Source organism: Mycobacterium sp. shizuoka-1 (assembly GCF_002723835.1).
Classification (GTDB): domain Bacteria; phylum Actinomycetota; class Actinomycetes; order Mycobacteriales; family Mycobacteriaceae; genus Mycobacterium.
In genome coordinates this window covers 23,606-42,096 of sequence record NZ_BEWG01000068.1, presented here as the reverse complement: position 1 = coordinate 42,096, position 18,491 = coordinate 23,606, and the positions used below count along the sequence as shown (strand labels likewise).

The 18,491-nt window shown below is 65.6% G+C and carries 15 protein-coding genes and 2 pseudogenes; 14 read left to right on the top strand and 3 right to left on the bottom strand.

Annotation, left to right across the window (positions count from 1 at the left end):
- Positions 1 to 204: 204 nt before the first annotated feature.
- The 4 genes and pseudogenes from MSZK_RS20295 to MSZK_RS32100 form a co-directional block, all read left to right on the top strand.
- Positions 205 to 1,704: an aldehyde dehydrogenase gene (locus MSZK_RS20295; protein ID WP_087140121.1), complete on the top strand. Its 1,500-nt coding sequence runs from the start codon at positions 205 to 207 to the stop codon at positions 1,702 to 1,704.
- A 48-nt stretch (positions 1,705 to 1,752) separates the two neighbouring features.
- Positions 1,753 to 2,157: an SCP2 sterol-binding domain-containing protein gene (locus MSZK_RS20290; RefSeq protein WP_006438776.1), complete on the top strand. Its 405-nt coding sequence runs from the start codon at positions 1,753 to 1,755 to the stop codon at positions 2,155 to 2,157.
- Between the two features lie 34 nt (positions 2,158 to 2,191).
- The gene (locus tag MSZK_RS20285; protein ID WP_099250438.1) at positions 2,192 to 3,823 is read left to right on the top strand and encodes a long-chain fatty acid--CoA ligase; all 1,632 of its coding nucleotides are present in this window, start codon (positions 2,192 to 2,194) and stop codon (positions 3,821 to 3,823) included.
- A 204-nt stretch (positions 3,824 to 4,027) separates the two neighbouring features.
- Positions 4,028 to 4,729 (top strand): annotated as a pseudogene (locus tag MSZK_RS32100) (IS256 family transposase); the annotation flags it as partial.
- Between the two features lie 158 nt (positions 4,730 to 4,887).
- Here MSZK_RS32100 and MSZK_RS20275 read toward each other — a convergent pair.
- Entirely contained in the window at positions 4,888 to 6,663 is a 1,776-nt protein-coding gene (locus MSZK_RS20275; RefSeq protein ID WP_099250437.1) for an acyl-CoA dehydrogenase, read from the bottom strand.
- Between the two features lie 113 nt (positions 6,664 to 6,776).
- On the opposite strand from MSZK_RS20275, the gene MSZK_RS20270 reads away from it, so the two are divergent.
- The 4 genes from MSZK_RS20270 (at position 6,777) to MSZK_RS20250 (ending at position 10,300) form a co-directional block, all read left to right on the top strand.
- Positions 6,777 to 7,373, top strand: coding sequence for a TetR/AcrR family transcriptional regulator (locus MSZK_RS20270; protein ID WP_044524776.1), 597 nt, complete (start codon positions 6,777 to 6,779; stop codon positions 7,371 to 7,373).
- A gap of 949 nt (positions 7,374 to 8,322) precedes the next feature.
- Positions 8,323 to 8,622 carry a type VII secretion target gene (locus tag MSZK_RS20260; protein ID WP_198344639.1) on the top strand — a complete coding sequence of 100 codons (300 nt, stop codon included), beginning with the start codon at positions 8,323 to 8,325 and terminating at the stop codon, positions 8,620 to 8,622.
- A 100-nt stretch (positions 8,623 to 8,722) separates the two neighbouring features.
- Positions 8,723 to 9,424 (top strand): helix-turn-helix transcriptional regulator, encoded by a 702-nt coding sequence (locus tag MSZK_RS20255; RefSeq protein WP_087083930.1) that lies wholly within the window; start codon positions 8,723 to 8,725, stop codon positions 9,422 to 9,424.
- Between the two features lie 354 nt (positions 9,425 to 9,778).
- Positions 9,779 to 10,300, top strand: coding sequence for a WhiB family transcriptional regulator (locus MSZK_RS20250; RefSeq protein ID WP_233211416.1), 522 nt, complete (start codon positions 9,779 to 9,781; stop codon positions 10,298 to 10,300).
- Between the two features lie 973 nt (positions 10,301 to 11,273).
- Here MSZK_RS20250 and MSZK_RS33135 read toward each other — a convergent pair.
- Together MSZK_RS33135 and MSZK_RS20235 are read right to left on the bottom strand one after the other, a co-directional pair.
- Positions 11,274 to 12,701: a hypothetical protein gene (locus tag MSZK_RS33135; RefSeq protein ID WP_226519342.1), complete on the bottom strand. Its 1,428-nt coding sequence runs from the start codon at positions 12,699 to 12,701 to the stop codon at positions 11,274 to 11,276.
- Entirely contained in the window at positions 12,698 to 13,648 is a 951-nt protein-coding gene (locus MSZK_RS20235; RefSeq protein WP_233211415.1) for an integrase, read from the bottom strand. Before MSZK_RS20235 ends, MSZK_RS33135 begins: the two co-directional genes overlap by 4 nt.
- Before the next feature lie 131 nt (positions 13,649 to 13,779).
- Here MSZK_RS20235 and MSZK_RS33130 point away from each other — a divergent pair, with 131 nt between their 5' ends.
- The 6 genes and pseudogenes from MSZK_RS33130 (at position 13,780) to MSZK_RS20200 (ending at position 18,490) form a co-directional block, all read left to right on the top strand.
- The gene (locus MSZK_RS33130; protein WP_095785367.1) at positions 13,780 to 14,136 is read left to right on the top strand and encodes a hypothetical protein; all 357 of its coding nucleotides are present in this window, start codon (positions 13,780 to 13,782) and stop codon (positions 14,134 to 14,136) included.
- Positions 14,137 to 14,279: 143 nt separating this feature from the next.
- Positions 14,280 to 14,885 carry a hypothetical protein gene (locus tag MSZK_RS20225; RefSeq protein ID WP_095785368.1) on the top strand — a complete coding sequence of 202 codons (606 nt, stop codon included), beginning with the start codon at positions 14,280 to 14,282 and terminating at the stop codon, positions 14,883 to 14,885.
- 34 nt (positions 14,886 to 14,919) lie between these two features.
- On the top strand, positions 14,920 to 15,468 hold the full coding sequence (locus MSZK_RS20220; RefSeq protein WP_095785369.1) for a hypothetical protein: 549 nt from the start codon (positions 14,920 to 14,922) through the stop codon (positions 15,466 to 15,468).
- Complete coding sequence (locus MSZK_RS32665) at positions 15,455 to 16,441, top strand: hypothetical protein (RefSeq protein WP_233211414.1); 987 nt, start codon at positions 15,455 to 15,457, stop codon at positions 16,439 to 16,441. The genes MSZK_RS20220 and MSZK_RS32665 overlap by 14 nt, the downstream gene beginning before the upstream one ends.
- Positions 16,442 to 16,639: 198 nt before the next feature.
- Positions 16,640 to 17,282 (top strand): annotated as a pseudogene (locus tag MSZK_RS20205) (transposase); the annotation flags it as partial.
- A gap of 155 nt (positions 17,283 to 17,437) precedes the next feature.
- The gene (locus MSZK_RS20200) at positions 17,438 to 18,490 is read left to right on the top strand and encodes a site-specific integrase (protein ID WP_095785370.1); all 1,053 of its coding nucleotides are present in this window, start codon (positions 17,438 to 17,440) and stop codon (positions 18,488 to 18,490) included.
- The last annotated feature ends 1 nt before the right edge of the window (position 18,491 follow it).

Here is an 18,491-nt window from a genome sequence, read left to right as displayed (position 1 = left end):
ACCGCTGGCGAAGAGTCGGTGACCAAGACCTGCCGTATCGACGTCTTTTGCCGGTGAACGGAACGTAGTCGGACAATCCCGGCCGTGACCATGTTAGACCCGAGTCCGGTGAGTCATCACCGGACACTGCACAGAGCGCCCACCTAGAGCGCGGCGGGCTTGCCGCGCTGTTCAACAAACATGCAGACAAACAAAGGAATTGTGATGACCACGCTATCAATCGACATACCTGAGACGCTGCAAACGTTTTTGCGTGGTGCGTCGGCGAGCATCGTCATCGGGGCTGACAAGCTTGGGGCCGCCGACGGAGCCGAGGCTGTGACCACCGATCCGGCGACCGGCGCCGTATTGGCCACCATCGCAGCGGGTGGTCCGATCGACGTGGCGCGGGCGGTCGACGCGGCGAGCGAGGCATTTGAACACTGGCGTCGCCTGAGCCCGGCCGCCCGCGGCCGGATACTGCTCGACGTCGCCGACGCGATCGAGGCGCATGCCGAGGAACTCGCCACTCTCGAGACGCTCGACAACGGCAAACCGCTGACGGAATCGTTGTACATCGATATCGGCTTGGTCAGTCAAATCTGGCGCTACTTCGGTGGCTGGACAACCAAACTTGGCGGCCAGACCCTGCCCGTCTCACCGCCGGTGGGCGAGGCACTGGTGTATACGCAACGGGAACCGCTGGGCGTCATCGGCGCGATCGTGCCGTGGAACTTTCCGCTGCTGATCGCGTCGTGGAAGGTGGCGCCCGCCCTGGCCGCCGGCAACACGGTCGTGCTCAAGCCGTCAGAGCACACCTCGCTGACCGCATTGCGGCTGATCGAGATCGCTCTCGAGGCAGGACTACCTCCGGGTGTGCTCAACATGGTCACCGGGCTCGGTTCTTCCGCCGGTCAGGCCCTCATCGAAGACCCCCGGGTGGCCAAAGTGTCGTTCACCGGCTCGACGGAAACCGGTCGCCGGATAATCACCGCCAGCGCACCCAGCATCAAGAAACTCACCCTGGAACTGGGTGGCAAATCAGCCAACATTGTCTTCCCGGATGCCGACCTCAAAGCCGCGGCCCAGGGGGCACTGGCCGCCATCTTCCTCAACCAAGGGCAGGTGTGTTGTGCAGGGTCGCGCCTGTTCGTTCACCGCGACGTGCGTGACGAACTGCTCGCCGAGCTGGAGACCGCGGCCCGGGCGATCGAGCTCGGTCACGGCCTCGATGACAGCACCGAGATGGGGCCCCTGGTCTCAGCCACCCAGCGCGACCGCGTTGAAGGTTTCCTGCGCGCCGGCACCCAGGAAGGCGCCACCCTGCTCTGCGGCGGCCAGCGACCCGGCGGCGCACTGAGTCACGGCCACTTCTTGACGCCGGCCATCTTCACCGACGTCGACGACGCCATGACGATCGCCACCGAGGAGATCTTCGGGCCGGTGCTGTCGGTGTTGACCTTCGACGACGAAGCCGAGGCGGTGCGCCGGGCCAATGCCAGCGCGTACGGACTGGCAGCGGGGGTGTGGACCGACGACCTCAAACGCGCGCACCGAGTGGCCAGGGAGCTTCAGGCTGGCACTGTGTGGGTCAACTTGTACAACGTGTTGGACCCCGCGGCACCGTTCGGTGGCTACAAGGCGTCCGGATACGGGCGCGATCTTGGCGAGGAGTCCCTGCTCGGCTTTACCCAAACCAAGTCCGTGTGGATCGGCTTGGACTAGCCCGGATCTTCCAGCTTTGGCGATCAACGACACGAAAGGATCACCGCCATGGGCGTTTTCACTGACGAGGCAGAGGTGCACAAATACATCGGCGGGGTGTTCGAGAAGGGCCTAGCAGATCCCGACATCGGGCCCAAGCTGTCCGCCTCGGGTGTTGTGCTGCAAATCAACTACACCGATCCCGAGGCGATTGTGACGGTGGACCTTCCCAACGCAACAGTGCTCGCCGGCGCCACCGACATCACACCCGATGTCGAGTTGTTCATGTCGGCAGACACCGGTAACCGATTCTGGCAGGGCAAAGTGAACCTGTCGCTGGCCATGGCCAAGGGTCAGGTCCGCGCCAAGGGCCCGGTGCAGAAAGTCATCAAGCTCGTCCCCACCGCCAAACTGCTCTTTCCCACCTACACCGCGATGCTGGCCGCCGACGGCCGCAGCGACCTCGAACTGTGAAGGTCGACATCGCTTGTGGCGGGCGGAATCGCTGATGCACTCGACCATGCAGGCCGCTCCGCTGTCGGTCGCCTCGATCCTGGCGCATGCTAGCGGCGTACACGGCGCCAAGCAGGTGATCAGCGCCACCGAACAGGGCCTTCGCGCTGCAAGCTACCGGCAGATCGGCCAGCGGTCGGCCCAACTGGCCTTGGCGCTGCGACGTCTCGGTGTGACCGGCGACGACCGCGTCGCCACGTTCCAGTGGAACAACCAGGAACACCTGGAGGCCTATTGCGCGGTACCCGCCATGGGTGCTGTCCTGCACACGATCAATATCCGACTCTCGGCCGATCAAATCCGCTACGTGGTCAACCACGCCGAAGACACGGTCATCATCGTCGACGCGTCCCTGACGCCACTGCTGGCCCCGCTGTTGGCGGATGCGCCCTCGGTGCGGGCGGTGGTGGTCACTGGCGGCGGCGATGCTGTCGAGCTGCTGCGGGGCAACGGCCCCGAAGTAGCCCATTACGACGAGCTGCTCGCCGCTGAGGGTGACGAGTTCCCTTGGCCTGCAGTCGAAGAAACCTCCGCAGCGGCAATGTGTTACACCAGCGGCACTACCGGCGACCCCAAAGGGGTGGTGTACAGCCACCGATCCTTATACCTGCATTCGATGGCCGCATGCACCACGAACGGGCTGGGCATCGGCGAGGGCGATCGCGTCTTGCCGATCGTGCCGATGTTTCACGCCAACGCATGGGGGCTGCCCTACGCAGCGCTGATGGCAGGGGCCGACCTGCTGATGCCCGACCGATTCCTGCAGGCCGAGGCGATCAGCCGGATGGTGCACGAACAGCGCCCGACCATAGCGGGCGCCGTACCGACAATCTGGAATGACGTCCTCTCCCACACGGGACGCGTCGGCACCTGCGACTTCTCATCGCTGCGGCTGGTGGTCTGTGGCGGATCCGCGGTGCCGCGCGCCTTGATAGAGGCATTCGAGGAGCGCCTGGGCGTCACGGTGTTGCAGGCCTGGGGAATGACCGAAACCTCGCCGCTGGCCGCCATCGCACGCCCGTCGGCAACGGCACCGCCCGAGCGGGCACAGGAGATGCGAACGACCCAAGGCCGCCCCGTGTGCGGAGTCCAGATGCGTCTCGTCGCCGATGACGGTTCAGTGCTGCCGCACGACGGTCAAGCGGTGGGGGAACTGGAAGTCCGCGGGCCCTGGGTAACAGGCGCGTACTACCAGGGTGCCGACGACGACAAATTCCACGACGGCTGGTTGCGCACTGGGGATGTCGGGCGCATCGACGCCGACGGCTTTCTGACTTTGACCGACCGTGCCAAGGATGTCATCAAATCCGGCGGCGAATGGATTTCATCGGTGCAACTAGAGAACATCCTGACCGGGCACCCAGCCGTGTTCGAGGCGGCGGTAATCGGCGTGCCCGACCCAAAATGGCAGGAACGCCCCCTCGCTGCGGTCGTGCTGCAGGATGGACTCCACATTGCGCCCCAAGAGATCAAATCCTGGCTGGCCCAACAGGTTCCACGATGGTGGCTTCCCGAACAGTGGACGTTCATCGAGCAGGTTCCCCGCACCAGTGTAGGGAAGTTCGACAAGAAGCTGCTGCGCGCCTACCATGCGGACGGCAAGCTCAGCATCACCACGGTGCGGTGACTGCTAACTGCAGCGTTGATGCGCGACCATTTTCGTCCCCCTTTGCAGGATGACTACGATGATCTGGCAATTGCGCAGCATCCATCGCAGCTAAGCCGCTGACACAGCCACGCACGGCGATCACCGCGTCAGCGACAGCGACGCGCCGTCAACATCGCCTGATCGTTGGCGTCTGTGGATGCGACCGTCGCCGCGTACCCGACCATCAGTGTGGCGATGGCAGAGATCGCCGAGAAAGTGCAGGAAGGTCGGCTGCGATGGCGGTGGATGCCGGACACTGCAGGTCATGTGGGAGCTGATGGAAGCCGACGTGCTCGGCTGGCCGGCCCGACGGGCGCCACGATGCGGCCCGCCGGGCGGTGCGGCACGGCCAGGAACGCGCCTCGGTGACATTGGGCGGTCGTTGGGTGCCGGTGTCCCGTTCGCGGGTGCGGGCCGCCGATGGGTTCGGGAGGTGGCGATCGCCCCCTATGAGCTGTTCAGCTCGACCGAGATGCTGGACAGGATGGCGATGGAGAACATTCTGGCCGGGCTGGCCGAGTCGAGGCCGCAAGATGACCGACGCCTACCACGTGGAGTCGGCGCTGGCGGGACGGTGCTGCTGGCTCTGGCCAAAGAACTCGAGCGCACCCATCCGGTGCGGCGGCCAGTGTGCGTGAGGGGCTCGACGGGACGCCGATTGTGCTCCGGCTGGGCGTGCCGCCCGGCCTGGCCCGCACGCTGCACTCGACCAACAGCATCGAGTCGATGATCTCGATCTGCCGAGAGCATGCCGGCAACGTCAAACGCTGGCGCGACGGGCAGATGCGCGCTGCGCTGGTGCGCCGCTGGGGTGATCAAGGCCTGCAAGCAGTTCCGCCGGTCAACGGCCACCTGCACCTTTGCGCACTTCGCGCAGCACTCAATCGAGCCACCGCCGAACCTGTCGTACTCCGTCATGCACAATGCCGATCGGGTGAACGCAGCCTGATGTTCACCGGGCCGCCACCGAAGTTCCACGGAACTTCGGCCATCCTCATTGAGGTATCCGAGCTCACTCTGACCCTGGTTTCAGGGTAGCGGTATCAGAACCAGCTTGGTACGGCATCCACCGTTGAGGTATCTAGGCTGGCTAGCAGATCGAACAGTGGGCCGACCTTGGGCAGTTCATAGGTGAAGAAGAATCTGCCCGCGGCACGCTTGCCGTCGTAGAAGTCGCCGTCGCCGTCCGCGGCGGCCAGCAACTGCTCCAGCCAGATCCACGCCATCACCACATGGCCGGCCGCTTCCAGGTACAGCGTCGAATTCGCCAGTGTCACAGAGATATCACCGGCAGCCCACAGTGTGCCGGTGATGTCGACCAGCCGGGTAAGCGCACCGCGCAGGGCATCGGCATGCTGCTTTGTGCCGACGTGCGTTTCGGCCTTGTCGATGGTCGCGGTGATCCGCTCGGCCAGCAGTGTCAGCCCGGCGCCGTCGTGCATAACCACCTTGCGGCCCAGCAGGTCCAGGCCGTGGATGCCGTGTGCGCCTTCGTGGATGGCGTTGAGACGGTTGTCTCGGTAGGCCTGCTCGACGTCGAACTCCTTGGTGTAGCCGTAGCCGCCGTGCACCTGGATGGCCAGGCTGTTGGCCTCCAGGCACCACTGCGACGGCCAGCTCTTGGCGATCGGCGTCAGCACCTCCAGCAGCAGGTGGGCGCGGGCGCCGTCGGGTTCGGTGCCCGAACGCTGCTCGTCGACCAGGCGGGTGCAGTACAGGCCCAGCGCCAACGCACCTTCGACATAGGCCTTCTGCGCCAGCAGCATTCGCTTCACGTCGGCGTGTTCGATGATGGCCACCTGCGGCAACGACGGGTCCTTGGCGTTCACCGGGCGGCCCTGGGTGCGGGACTTGGCGTACTCGACCGAGGCCAGGTACCCGGCGTATCCGGTGGCGGTGGCCTGCAGCCCGACGGCCACCCGCGCCTCGTTCATCATGTGGAACATATAGGCTAGGCCCTTGTGCTCCTCGCCGACCAGGTAGCCGACGGCGCCGCCCTCGCCGGAGGGCTGGTGCGTGCCGTCGCCGAAGTTCAGCAGGGCGTTGGTGGTGGCGTGGTTGCCCATCTTGTGGTTGAGGCCCACCAGTGCGACGTCGTTGCGGGTGCCGTCGGCGAGGTACTTGGGGACAACGAACAGCGAGATGCCCTTGACGCCGGGGCCGCCGCCGGGAGCCTTGGCCAGCACCAAGTGCACGATGTTCTCGGTAAGCTCGTGGTCGCCGCCGGTGATCCACATCTTGGTGCCGGCGATCCGGTAGGTGCCGTCCCGGGCGGGCACGGCCTTGGTGGTGATATCGGCCAGCGACGACCCCGCCTCGGGTTCGGACAGGCACATGGTCCCGAAGAATTTTCCTTCGAGCATGGGGCGCACCCACGCGTCGATCTGCTCGGGGGTGCCGTATTCGACCAGCAGGTTCGCGTTGCCGATGGTCAAGAACAGGTAGGAGGTGGTGGCGGGATTGGCGGCGCGGAAGAACGTCATGGCCGCCTCGGAGACCACCGCGGGCAGCTGCATACCGCCGACGGCCTCGTCGAACGACCCGGCCAGCAGCCCGGACTCAGCGAAGGTGTCCAGGGCATCCTTGATCTCGTCGATGAGCACGACCTTGCCGTCAGGGCCGACGGTGGGCTCGACCTGATCGCCCTTCTTGCGGTGCGGGGCAAAGCGTTTGGTGGCGATGTCGGCGGACAGGTCCAAGACCGCGTCGAACGTGTCGCGCGAATGCTCGGCGTAGCGGCTGCGCTCGGTCAGCTCTTCGACGTTGAGCCACTCATGCAGCAGGAAGTCGACGTCACGCCGGGAGATGAAGTCGGCCATCGGGGAACCCTTTCGCGAAACGAAAACATTAGCGAGCGCTAATATTCTTAGCGTGCGTTAATGTCGCATGATGTGCCGGGCTTGTCAACGAACGAGGTACAGTTTCACACGCCATGACCACCGACCGGCTCGCCTCGTCCGCCGCCGCGGAGCGGATCCTGTGTGCGGCGATCGAGGTCTTTGCCGAGTCCGGATACGGCGGCAGCTCGACGCGGGAGATCACTAAACGGCTCAACATGAGCGCCACTGCGATCTACCCCCACTACGCGTCGAAGGAAGAACTGCTCTACGCGATCGCCCTCGACGGCCACAGCAGTTTGCTTCAGGCCATCAAGGGCGCCGATGCGCAGGCCAGGGCCGCGTCCGGTAACCACACCGAACGGCTCAAGGCGGTGGTAGCGACCTTCACAATCTGGCATGCGGAGAACCGCAAGAAGGCGCGCGTCGTGCACCACGAACTGCACGGGCTGACCCCGTCGCACTACCGGTCCATCGCCGCGCTGCGGCGCCAAACCATGGCGTATGTCGGCGCCATCATCACCGACGGGATCGACGCCGGCGAGTTCCATGCACAGTGTGGCGACGATGTCGTGGTTGCGATCTCGTCGCTATGCGTCGATGTCTGCCGCTGGTTCCCGTCGCGGCAGCATAGCTCCCCGCACAAACTCGGTGCGGTGTACGCCGACATCGCCGAACGTCTGGTGCGCTAGTGTGCCGCGTCGGGGAACTCGTTGAATATATGACGCGAGCCGTGCGAGGAGATGTGCCAAAGCGGTTGTAAATCAACGACATTACCATCCGCGGAACCTATAATGGCAAGGTGCACTGCGCGGTGGTCCTGGATACATTATGCCGATGGTTCTTCGGTTCGTCGACGACTCCAACCAGACTCCCGCACTGACCATCAACGCGCTGACCGCAACCATCAGCAATCGTGACCCGCAGGCCGGGTGGGGGACCAAATCACTCTGATTCGGCATACAGTGCGGATTCGCGCGTCGTCGTTGTGTTGCAGCCGGCGGGAAGGTGGTCCCATCACCCCTGGTAGGCGACAGTAGCGCGAAGGATCGTTCGGCGAGATCAATTTGCTTGTGGCGGATTTCGTCGAGCGTCGGTGGAGGCCCCGGGCGCTGCCGCCCCCACGTGTGACTGCGGTGACGCCGCACGACGATCCCGCTGAGTACCTTGGCGAGCATTGCCTGGTTGTTCGTTTCCCGCCAGTGACGACCACCGAAGGTGGGCAACCATGCCCGTCGACCGAGGTGTGGAACTTGAGGCCGGTCCACCCCACGACTATCGGGTGTGGTGAGCAGCGGGATCACCCCCGGTTTTCGCAATGCGCCTTCGCCCATTCGACAATTGTCGAATGGGTGAGTGAACGCCGGGGCCGTGGCGTCGCAGTGGTGCCGGCCAACCGGTCGGCACCTTGGTCTGCGGTCTCGACGCCCAGGCCTCAACGGTGGCATGGACTGACACAGCGCGCTCGCTGCTGGTAGTGGCGCGCGGAGCGCCGACTGATCGCGCGCTCGCGGAGCTGTACACCTGGTGGTCAAGTCACTCGTGATCAGCGTCCGGCGCTGCGTGGCGCCTGTTCATACTGGTGGAGCCCGCTTTGGGTGGTCTTGCTTGCAGCTGAGTTACAGCTATAGCCTTTTTGCCATGAATCTGCGCGTCGATGATCAGGACATACTGCAGTTCGCGGCGGCCAACGATCTGGTGGCCTCCGAGGTTGCAGCCAACGTCCAGCCCGACGCCGAGCTGCTTGCAGCGATGCAGACCGGATACGGACCGGTGGGCGCGGAGTTCACGGCTGCGGTCGGCGAATTCCAGCAGGCCATGCTGGCCTCGGGGACCGCGGTGGCCGAACACTTCGCCAAACATGCCGAGGACCTCCGCGCCGCGGCCGGGAGGTATGTCGCTGGCGATCAGGGCAGCGCTGCCGCGATCCATGGCTACTGAAGGCTTCACGGCTCGTGAAGTCACGGTCTGGCGCCACGGTTCCCTGTGCGACCAGGTTGGTCGGCTTCGGCAGTGACTGCCCGGGTCGGATGACCCGCTGATGGCAGACAATACTTCTGACTTTTTCTCCGCCAAAGCATTTCGCGAGGCCTGCGACAAGGCGGGGATGACCAAGAAGGCGATCGCCGCCGGCCTGGGCGTGACTCCAACGACGCTGAGCAGTCTCTATAGCGGTCGTTCCACGCCGTCGCTGAAGCTGCTGACCAAGATCGTGGACTTTTTCGGTGGCGATCTCGTCGACTTTCTGGAGATGCCGGCGCGGCAGCGTTGGGAGCTCAAGCACTTCAGGATCGCGGCCGGCCTCACCCAGGCTGCGCTGGCCAAGCGCATCAATGTGGCACCCTCGGCGGTCTCGGGATGGGAGCTCGGCAAGTACTCCCCGCCGGCGGCGCTACGTCCGGTGCTCGCCGACCTATACGGCGTTCCCGAATCAGACCTTCGGGAGGCAATCACCGGTGGTGAGACATCCGGGGCTGGGGTGGTGCCGCCAGCGGCTGACGCAACCTTGCAGATGGCGGAGGCGGTCCTGGGATTTGCCGAGAGTGCGGTGCAGATGGCGCGAGCCGACGGTGTGGCCGAGTCAGCTCGTCTCGCGATGTTCACGGAGATTCAGGGTCGCGTCGAGCAAACGCTGACTTTGTTGGCACCTTTGATTCCGCAGCTCCCGGTATCCGAGCGCTCATATGCAATGTCACTGGTCAGGCGACTATCAGAAGTGCACGACACAACGACTTCTCGGTAAATGTTGCCAACGTGTTCGGTGCTTTGATACGTTCGGGGCGTTAGGTCACACAGACCGGAGGGAGCGCCCGCTGAGGAGTCACTGGTAACCACCCCCGGGTAACACGTTCGCACTCAAGCGGCCAGCAGGCCGTCAGCAGCCGAACCCGGGGAACGAATCTCGATCACGAATTCGCTTGCACAGGAACCATTTCCGCGCACCAGGAAGTGCTGTCTTCGTCGCGCCTGGACGCCCCGACGCTTCGGCGATCACCAATCTCTGACACATGAGGAGCTTTGTCGTGCCCAACTCTGCGCTCATCAGCGCCTTCACCACGATGGAGGCGCCCCCATGCACAAGGTGACCAAACACCAGATGCGTGACACTGAACCCGAGCAGATGACCCCGTGCTTCCAGGGTGATCCCGAGCGCTGGTTCCCCGAGGGGCAGCTGCCCGACGCTGAAGCGGCCGCGGACTGCTGGTCGTGCTTCTATCAGTCCCGTTGCGCCCTGCGCGCCCTAACCCTGGATCCGCAGCCCGAGCATGGCGTCTGGGGCGGATATCGGCTGGCGCCAGGCCCCGGCTTGAAACGCAACCGCAAGGAACTACGCATCATCGCCGGCCTGGACATCGGTCCGGCGCGCTCACCGGGAGCGGAAGTGGCGCAGGTCCTGTCTCGCCGTGCCGCAGGTGATGCGTGCTCTGAGAGCGTCGGTGACGCGCAGGGTGTGCAGGACGTTGACGCCCCAGAGCCGGCCGGTGACAGCAGCGGCAGTGATGGAGTCGGCGCCGAGGTGATCGAGCTGGCGGACTACACGCCGACGCGGGGTGCAGCGGAGGCACAGCTGGTGTTGCCGCTGCCCCTGGCGATGTCCGCGCACGCACCCACCGGATAGCCGGACCACAGAAATGCAGACTGCGACGGCCCAGTGGGAGCCTCATCACGCCCCTGACCTCGGCGATGAACCGAGGGCCGAGTTGGGTGCATTCCTGCAGGCTGTCATCGACGGCTCTGCCGGGCGGGCGATTTCGACGGCGGAGTTCCGGCACCGGGCCCTTGAGGCTGGGTTCGGTGCGTGGGCGGTCGAGTCAGGTGTCTACCGGACGCTGGTGCGTCTGCGTCGACATGGAGTCGTCGAACGCGTGGAAAGCCGCGGCCGCACGGTGTATTGGGCGCGGCCGTCAGTGGCCTCCGAGCAAGCGCGCCGCCACGTCGAGGGCTGCACCGATAAACGAGGGCGGCGGTGATGAGCGCGCAGCACGCTCCACGGTTGGCGAATGAGGTGATGCCGCTGCCTCTGTGAGCGATGGCGGAGCCGGGCGCTGACCCCAGGAGCCGTCAATCGGACATCTTCATAGCGATGACCCGGGCCCAGAAATAGACCAACCCCCCGGCGAAAACGGAGGGCTGATCTGGGTTAGGACGACAGACCGCAACTTCTGCGTCCCGGGTCTCCCACTGAGAGGAGTTGACTTTGCACGGTCATACTCAGGGTAGCGGCTGCTCTACAGCCGAATCAACCCGAGAAGCTGATTTATCTGCCGTAGTCGCCGCCCCGGCGTGCGCGTTGGGCCTGCACAACGGAGTGGCCGCTGGTCATCGCCGCCGTGCGGTGCCATCGGTGTTCGCTACCTGCCCGATGTGTGGGCGATTGCCCGTTGACCGGGACGTCCTTGAATACCTGACTAAAACCCTGGCGGGGCGCGATTTCAGCGGCTTCTTGGACATCCTGGTGCCGTGGTCGGCGTCGTGACGGTGGGCGTCGTGTTGTCGAGTCCGGCGGGTGTGAGTGTATCGGGCATGACAAAGGCCACGCGACGCGTGGGCGTCCGTGGGCAGCTTGGGGTCGCTCGTCGTGGTGGCCGGCGTTAGGCTGCTCGCTCGTCTGGGTGTCGTCGTCGGTGCAGGTAGGCCGCTATTGCGTTGCGGCCCAGGGCGAATCCGAGCATGACGGTCAGTTGGCGAACAGCCGAGTAGGCGATCATGCGCCCGCCGTAGAGGGTGCGGTCGAGAGTGTTGTTGAGACTTTCGGAGTCTTCGCGCCACCCGTAGCAGCGGTCGTAGACGCTGTCGCCGTCCTCGGTTTTGACGTGCTGGCGCAGGTGCTCTGCCCGATTGTAGCCACGCTTGCGGTCGTCGTCGGTGGTGTCAATGCGCTCTCGCTGCACGGTGCCGCACGTGGGAGTCGCGAACTCGATGTACCACCGGTGATTTCCGTCGGCGTTGCGGCGCGAGTAGATCTTGGCGGTTGGGCATGGTTGCAGATGCGTGTCGCCGGTGTCGAGGATCTGGCGTTCGCAGATGCGCCCGTCTTGAGTCCATAGGTCGTGAACCTCGCCGCAGGCACAGTCGAGGCGGGCCAGGGTGGTGGGCTTTCGGGTGCCGTCGTGGATGGGTGAGAGCACGGTCAGGCCGTGTTTCATGGCGTGGTCGATGTGTTTGCCGCGGAAGGCGCCGTCGTAGCAGAGGCCGTCACAGCGGACGTCGGGGTCGGCGACGACGCGGTCGATCATGTCGGTGGCGATGCGGGCTTCACCGCCGTAGCCTTTGCCCGCTGGGACGGCGTCGACGTCGAGGATGACTCGATTGTTACGGATGGCGTTGGGGCGGGTGGCAAGCATGGCGAACTTGATGCCGTAGCGGAATTCGCTGTCGCTTTCGCCGTTTTGCACCTCGATGCCGGCGTGGACGCGGCGTCCGCCGTCTTCGGCCCACCGGTCGGCGGTGGCCTTACGGACGGGTGCGGCCACCACAGTGCCATCGCCAACGACGTATTGCCCACGGGCGGGGTTGGTGTGCGAGACAGGGGCGGTTTGGGCCAGGCAGCCCAGTTCGGTGGACAGCCGGCGGGCGAGCGGCCGAAACGCGTTAAGCAACTCGTTTGCGTGGTCGTCGAGCAGCTGTTGGGCGTAGTTGTGGTGCCAGCGCTGTGGTGGTTTGCGCTGCGCTTTTGGCGCGTGGTGTGCGGCGGCGTGATGGCGGATCGAGCGCCAGTAGGCGGGGTGGGCCATCGCGCGGGCGGCCTTGCTGTGCGAGCCGAGAACCCCGGTCAGAGCTTTGTGCAGCACGTGCACCCACGGCGGGTAGTGCGGGCGCCGGCCCGGAGTTCCGGGCTCGTGGACGGGCAGGATCGCAGCCAGGTGGTAAATCACCTCGTGGGAGGCGACGGCTTCGAGGGTGTCGATCTCAAGCAGGGTGAGTTCATCGGGGCAGTTGCGCCTGTGAAGGTCGCGTTGCTGGATCCGCTGCGCGCCGTAGGCTTGGGTTAGCTTGCTGGAGTTCGTCGTTCGGTTCATGGCGAGTCGCCGTCGTCGTGCCAGGCGTAGCCGATCAGCGACGCTGTGGTGTCCAGCGAGGGCGAGCCGATGAGACGGGCGGCGTCCTCGATGCGGCCGGTGCGGTCGAACTCGCGGCGCGCGGCGTAGGCGGTCAGCGATGCGGGTCGTACCCCGCTGTCGTCGGATAGGCCGGCGCGAGTGAGGATGTCGCGCACGGTCAGGCACACGCGGGCTTGTTTGTGAGCGTTGCTGCCGTGGGCGCCGGTGCACAACACCGGTGGGAGGCCACCGACAGGAAGTGGATCGGCGAGGCGGGTCGCGCGTTCGCCCAGCACCCGCACCGACCAGGTGTCCAGGGGCAGGGTCCGAGGGCGATGCTTGCTCGAACCGTGCGCCCACACCGTCGCGGCGTGGTGATCGAGGTCAGCTGCGCTGATGTGGCCTAGCTCGCCGGTGTGCGCGCCGGCGAGCAGCAGTGCGGCGGTGGCGGCGTGTCTGGTTGGGGTGGCGCGTTCGGAGAACAGCCGCACGAGCGCGGCTTCGTCATCGCTGAGGGGTCGCTGAGCCGACGACGCGCGGCCCGGAATGTCGATGTCGGTGGTCGGGTCATCGAGCGTGAGCCGCAGCCGGCGGGCGGTGCGGTAGAACGCGCGCAGCGCGGCGCGACGGTTGTGCATGGTCGCCACCGCCGCCTCCGACACGGTCCCGTGTCGGGTGCGGCCTTTGGCGGCAACAAATTTCGCGACCAACACTTGATCGACGCCGGCCAGCGTGGTGACGTCGTGCGCGGCGGCGAAGCGGGCGAACCGGCGGGCGAGCAAGCCGAACTTGTCGAGGGTCTGTGTTGCCAGCACTCCGTCGGCGATCCACGCGCCGGTCACGGCCGCCACCGCGGCGCTCAAGCTGCCGTCAGCCATGGCCGGCCCCCAACCCAGCGGCAACAGCAACTGCTCCCCGATGCTCACCACGGGTCCGCGCCGTTGGTGAAACGTTGACCATGCCGCCCCCATCCACAGTGGTGCATGTATGCACCATTTGAGCAGAGGGGTACGACAGTTTGCCCGAATGCGGCGGGGTTGCGGGATAAGGTGGGCCTGTGGCGCGCAGCAACGGCGACAAACCGCCGGTGGCCTACGTGGCCAGTGGTGTCTGGCCCAATGCCGACATCAAAGCTGATGCCCCGCCGTCGGCGTCCGCCGCTCAACACCTGGCTCGTGCGCTGGGGGCGGCGATGGCCGAGACCGCTACCGGTCAGCGGGCCCTCGCCGTAACCAGCGGGGTTGCGCACACCACTATCGGGCGCATCCTGGCCGGCACAGTGCTGTGCGACATCGGCTCGCTGGCTCGCCTGGAACACGCCTTGGGCCAGCGGCTGTGGCCCGAGCATGCAGACGCCGTCACCCACCGGCGCTCCGTCGGGAAGCCAACCGCTCACAATCGCAATGCCGTCTGACACATGAGGCAGATTACAGAGCTGCTATTCGAGTGGGGCGTAACCGAGACCGCGTGTTGCGCTTGACTCGTGTTCCACGCGTCGCAACAATGGGTCTCGCGCGCACGCGCGCGCCAGCGTAGCGAGGGAGTGGGTGTGAAGCCATGGCAAAGACCAGCAAGTCGCTGATCGACCTGATCGAGATCGCCGCCACACGGCACGACGGGGCGTCCGGACGCCGCCTGGCGGAGCTGGCGCAGCGCGCCGGCCACGATATCTCGCACGCCACGCTGAACCGACTTCGGCAGGGCACCTACGCCACCCGCCCGTCGGATGCATCGATCCGGGCGATCGCCTACCTGGCCGACGTGTCGGAGAACGTCGCGTTCGCGGCAGCGGGGGTGAGCGCCCCGGCTGCTGTGGTGTATCAGCCTCCGGCGGAAGCGCAGCGGATGAGCACCCGGCAGCGCAAGGCGCTCGACGAGCTCATCCGCGCGTTCGCCGCCGACGACAAACCGACACCCGCCGCGGGGCTCGACTTTGGCCGGCTGCTGGCCGCGCGGGAGCGCCTCCATACCGCGTTGACCGCCGGTGGTGAGCACGCCTCCGCCGGGCGGCTGGTCGAGGCGGCGCGGGAGGCGGTGGCCGGTATCGACGAGGTGATCGACGCGTTGTTCGCCGCGGCCAGCGCCGAGGACCCAGCCGATCACGAATCGGTGTCGGATTTCACGGGATTCACCACCGATCACCCCGCCCGCGCGGCCGGGTAGAGCTAACAGACCGTGCGGCAGGAGGGGCAATGGTGTGATTCCGGAGTTGGACCCATCCGGCGGGCTACTGCCGCCCGGTCGCTACCGGGCGAGCCGGGCCGAGGTCTACCAGCGATTCGTCAACGGACGCGGCGAGCACCGGCAGCACCTATGGCGGGACTGGGAGTCGGCGACGAGCCTGCTGGGTCGCCACGTGCACGTCAACGCCTGCTGGCTCTACGGACGGTTCCTCTCCGAGGTGCCCGAACCCGAGGTCGTGTCGTGTGTGTATTGGGCCGAGGACCTGGAGTTGTCCAAAGCCCACCTCGACCCGGCCAGCGCCAACATCCTGCGGGCGTTCGCGCAGCGCGGTACGCTGCGTCGCGTTGTCGGAGTACGGGTGGATACTTCTGTCGTCGCCTGGCACTGCCAACCCGACAACGAGATCGAGGACCGCTACCTGCCCCAATACTTGGAGCGACGAGGCCGGGTCGATGATTACCTGCAGCGAATGCGTTCTGGCCCAATGGGTTCACCAGCCGCACGCGAGGACGCGCTGCCGCGCTGCGGATATGTGGAGGTGATCGTCGATGACTACCAGTGAGGATGACATCGACCGGATGGAAACGGCGATCCTGGCGGCGATGACCGACGACGACACGCCAGCCTGGAGTACTCCCGATGACTTATCCCGCATCAGCGTCGAGGCCCTAATAGCCGACGATAGCCTCGGGCGAACACTGCCTTCGCGTGGCAACATCCGCCTCAGCGGCGACGGCGTAACCGGGGCCTCGGCACGGGTCTCCGAGGTCGCCCGCGTGATGGCCGGATTTCAACGCCTGGCCACCGCGGTCGGGGCTGCCCAACAGGGCGACAAGGCGCTAGGACGCCAACCCAACGCCGATGTACGCCGCCGCACCGACCTCCTGCTCAGAGCATCACCCGGGCCCGGATCGATCATCCTGACCGTCACCCCGGCGACCTCACCGATCACCGAAACCGGCCACGCCGGCGGCAAAGTCGGCATGTTCGCCGAACTGGAAACCGACGATCAGTTGCTCGACACCGCAATCGGTGCGGCCATCGATGTGTTCAGCGCCGGCAACGACATCGGGCCCAGCCCCGCGCAATCGCGGTTCGTCCAACAGCTCGCCGAGATGGGGCCGCGTACCGCCTCGGCCCTACGCGACCTGTCCAAAACACTGGACCGCGCCGGATTCGACATCGAAATCGACTGGCAGCAACCATCCCACGCCACCCGCCGCGTCACCGTATCCTCAACGGCCGCCGCCTACATCGCCGCCACCGTCGAAAACGCCAACCTCGACGAACAACCCGTGCACATCATCGGCGAATACCTCACCGTCAGCGCCGTCTCCTCCTGGCTCATCCAGCAAGACGACGGGGACACCGTTACGGTCAAACTTGGCCGCATCGGCAAGGACGAAGCACATGGCCTGGCCGTCGGCGACCGCGTTCGCATCGAGGCGCTCATGAAAGTCGAAACCACCCCCGGCGGCGCCGTCAAAACCACCTACACCGCCCAAGCCGTACGCAGCCTCGACGACCAACACTGAACTACTAACCCCAAGGTCGAAAGTAACACTACGGCAACCCGTTACACCGTTAACTTGACAGAACCTCGGGGCGCGGGACTTTCAGAATTTCGGTGTAAGTGGTCCGACACGCCGGGCGTGAGCTTGGCGGGAAGGGTCCATGATGACCGAAACCATTGGGCTGTGACAGCAGCAGCCGATACCAACGATGATGTGTTGATGGCCAGCTCTCCGACACCGGAGGAGTTGGCGACCGCCCGGGAACTGGTGCGCGCTGCCCAGGCCCGCGGGGTCTCGTTCGCCGACACCGCCGATGGGGTGCTCAAGGCGTTGACCAAGACCGTGGTGGAGACCGCGCTCGAAGAAGAGCTCTCTGATCACCTGGGCTATGACAAGCACGATCCGGTCGGACGCAACGGGGGCAACTCCCGCAACGGCACCCGCACGAAAACCGTGCTCACCGATACCGTGGGTGAAATCGAAATCCAGGTGCCCCGTGATCGCGCCGGCAGCTTCGATCCGCAGATCGTGCGCAAGCATCAGCGGCGGTTGACTCGTGTCGATGAGATTGTGTTGTCGTTGTATGCCAAGGGATTAACCACCGGGGAAATCGCTGCTCACTTCGACGAGCTCTATGAGGCCAAGATCTCCGGACACGATCAGTCGGATCACCGACAAGATCATCGCCGACATGGCCGATTGGGTGTCACGCCCGTTGGAGCCGATCTATGCCGCGGTCTTCATCGATGCCTTGAGTGTGAAGGTCCGCGACGGGCAGGTGGCCAATCGGCCGTTCTATGCCGCGATAGGGGTGGATCTGGCCGGGCACAAGGATGTGCTGGGGTTGTGGGCCGGCGACGGCGCCGGGGAATCATATGGAACGAGCACATGTTCGTTTCCCCGGATTCGTGCTGCTGCCTGAGGGTTTCCGGTCTATTCGCGTGTCGCTGATCTCCAAGGTGTAGGCCAGCGAGTTAAGGTGCCGCCTAGAAACTTCCGGTGCGAGGAAGGTGTGCGGTGGGCGACCGGCGGCTGCGGGTGATCACGGGCGAGGTCGCGCCGGTCGTTGAGACCCGGGATCCGCGGCGGTTCCAGGCCGAATGCGTGGAGGCGTTCGTGGCGTCGTGGACCGCGCGGGGGTTCGCCGAATCGACGATCGCCAACGACGTCGGGGTGCTGGAGCGGATGCTGGCGGCGCTGGGACGACCGGCATGGGAGGTGAGCGCCGAGGACGTCGACCGGGTGGTGGGCGAGCTGGCCAGCTTGGGTCGCGCGGTATCGACGCGGCGGAACTACCTGCAGGTGTTCAAGGGCTTTCACCGGTTCCTTGAGGTCCGCAAGGCGGCCGAGATCGAGGCGGCGTTCGGGGTGCGGCTGGCGTGTCCGCTCGACGAGTTCAACGCCGCTCGCCACGTCAGCGATGACTCGCCGACCGCGCAGGTGCCGCCGACGCCGGAGCGGGTGGCTGCGTTCTTCGAGTTCCTCAAGGGTCGGATCGCGACCGCCCGCAAGTACGCGCCGGCCGCGCGGGACTACGCGCTGTTCCGCACGTTGTATCACGCCGGGTTGAGGTCGGAAGAGGTCGTGATGCTCGACGGCTCCGATATGCACTTGGGGCGCGGCCCGTTTGGCAAGCTGCACGTGCGGTTCGGCAAGGGCGCCAAGGGATCCGGGCCCCGACCGCGCTGGGTGCCGATGCTGGACGGGCTGGATCTGGTGGTGCGCTGGTATCTCGCCGACGTGCGCGGCCGGTTCCCAGATAGTCCGGTGCTGCTGTGTGATGAGTCCGGCGGCCGGATGGCTGCGGCCACGATCCGCAACCGGTTGCGGCATTTGATGGGCGTGGAAGGACGGCCTGAATCCGAGTGGTTCAGCCCGCATGGGATGCGCCGGGCCTGCGCGACTCACAACTATGAGCGGGGCGTGGATCTTGTTGCCATCCAACAGCTTTTAGGTCATTGGACGGTCGCTTCGACCATGCGGTACGTGCGTCCGTCGGAAACGTTCATCGAAGACGCCTACCAGCGTGCGATCTCGGCGACGCTGAGTGAGTTGACCGGAGGGGAGTGAG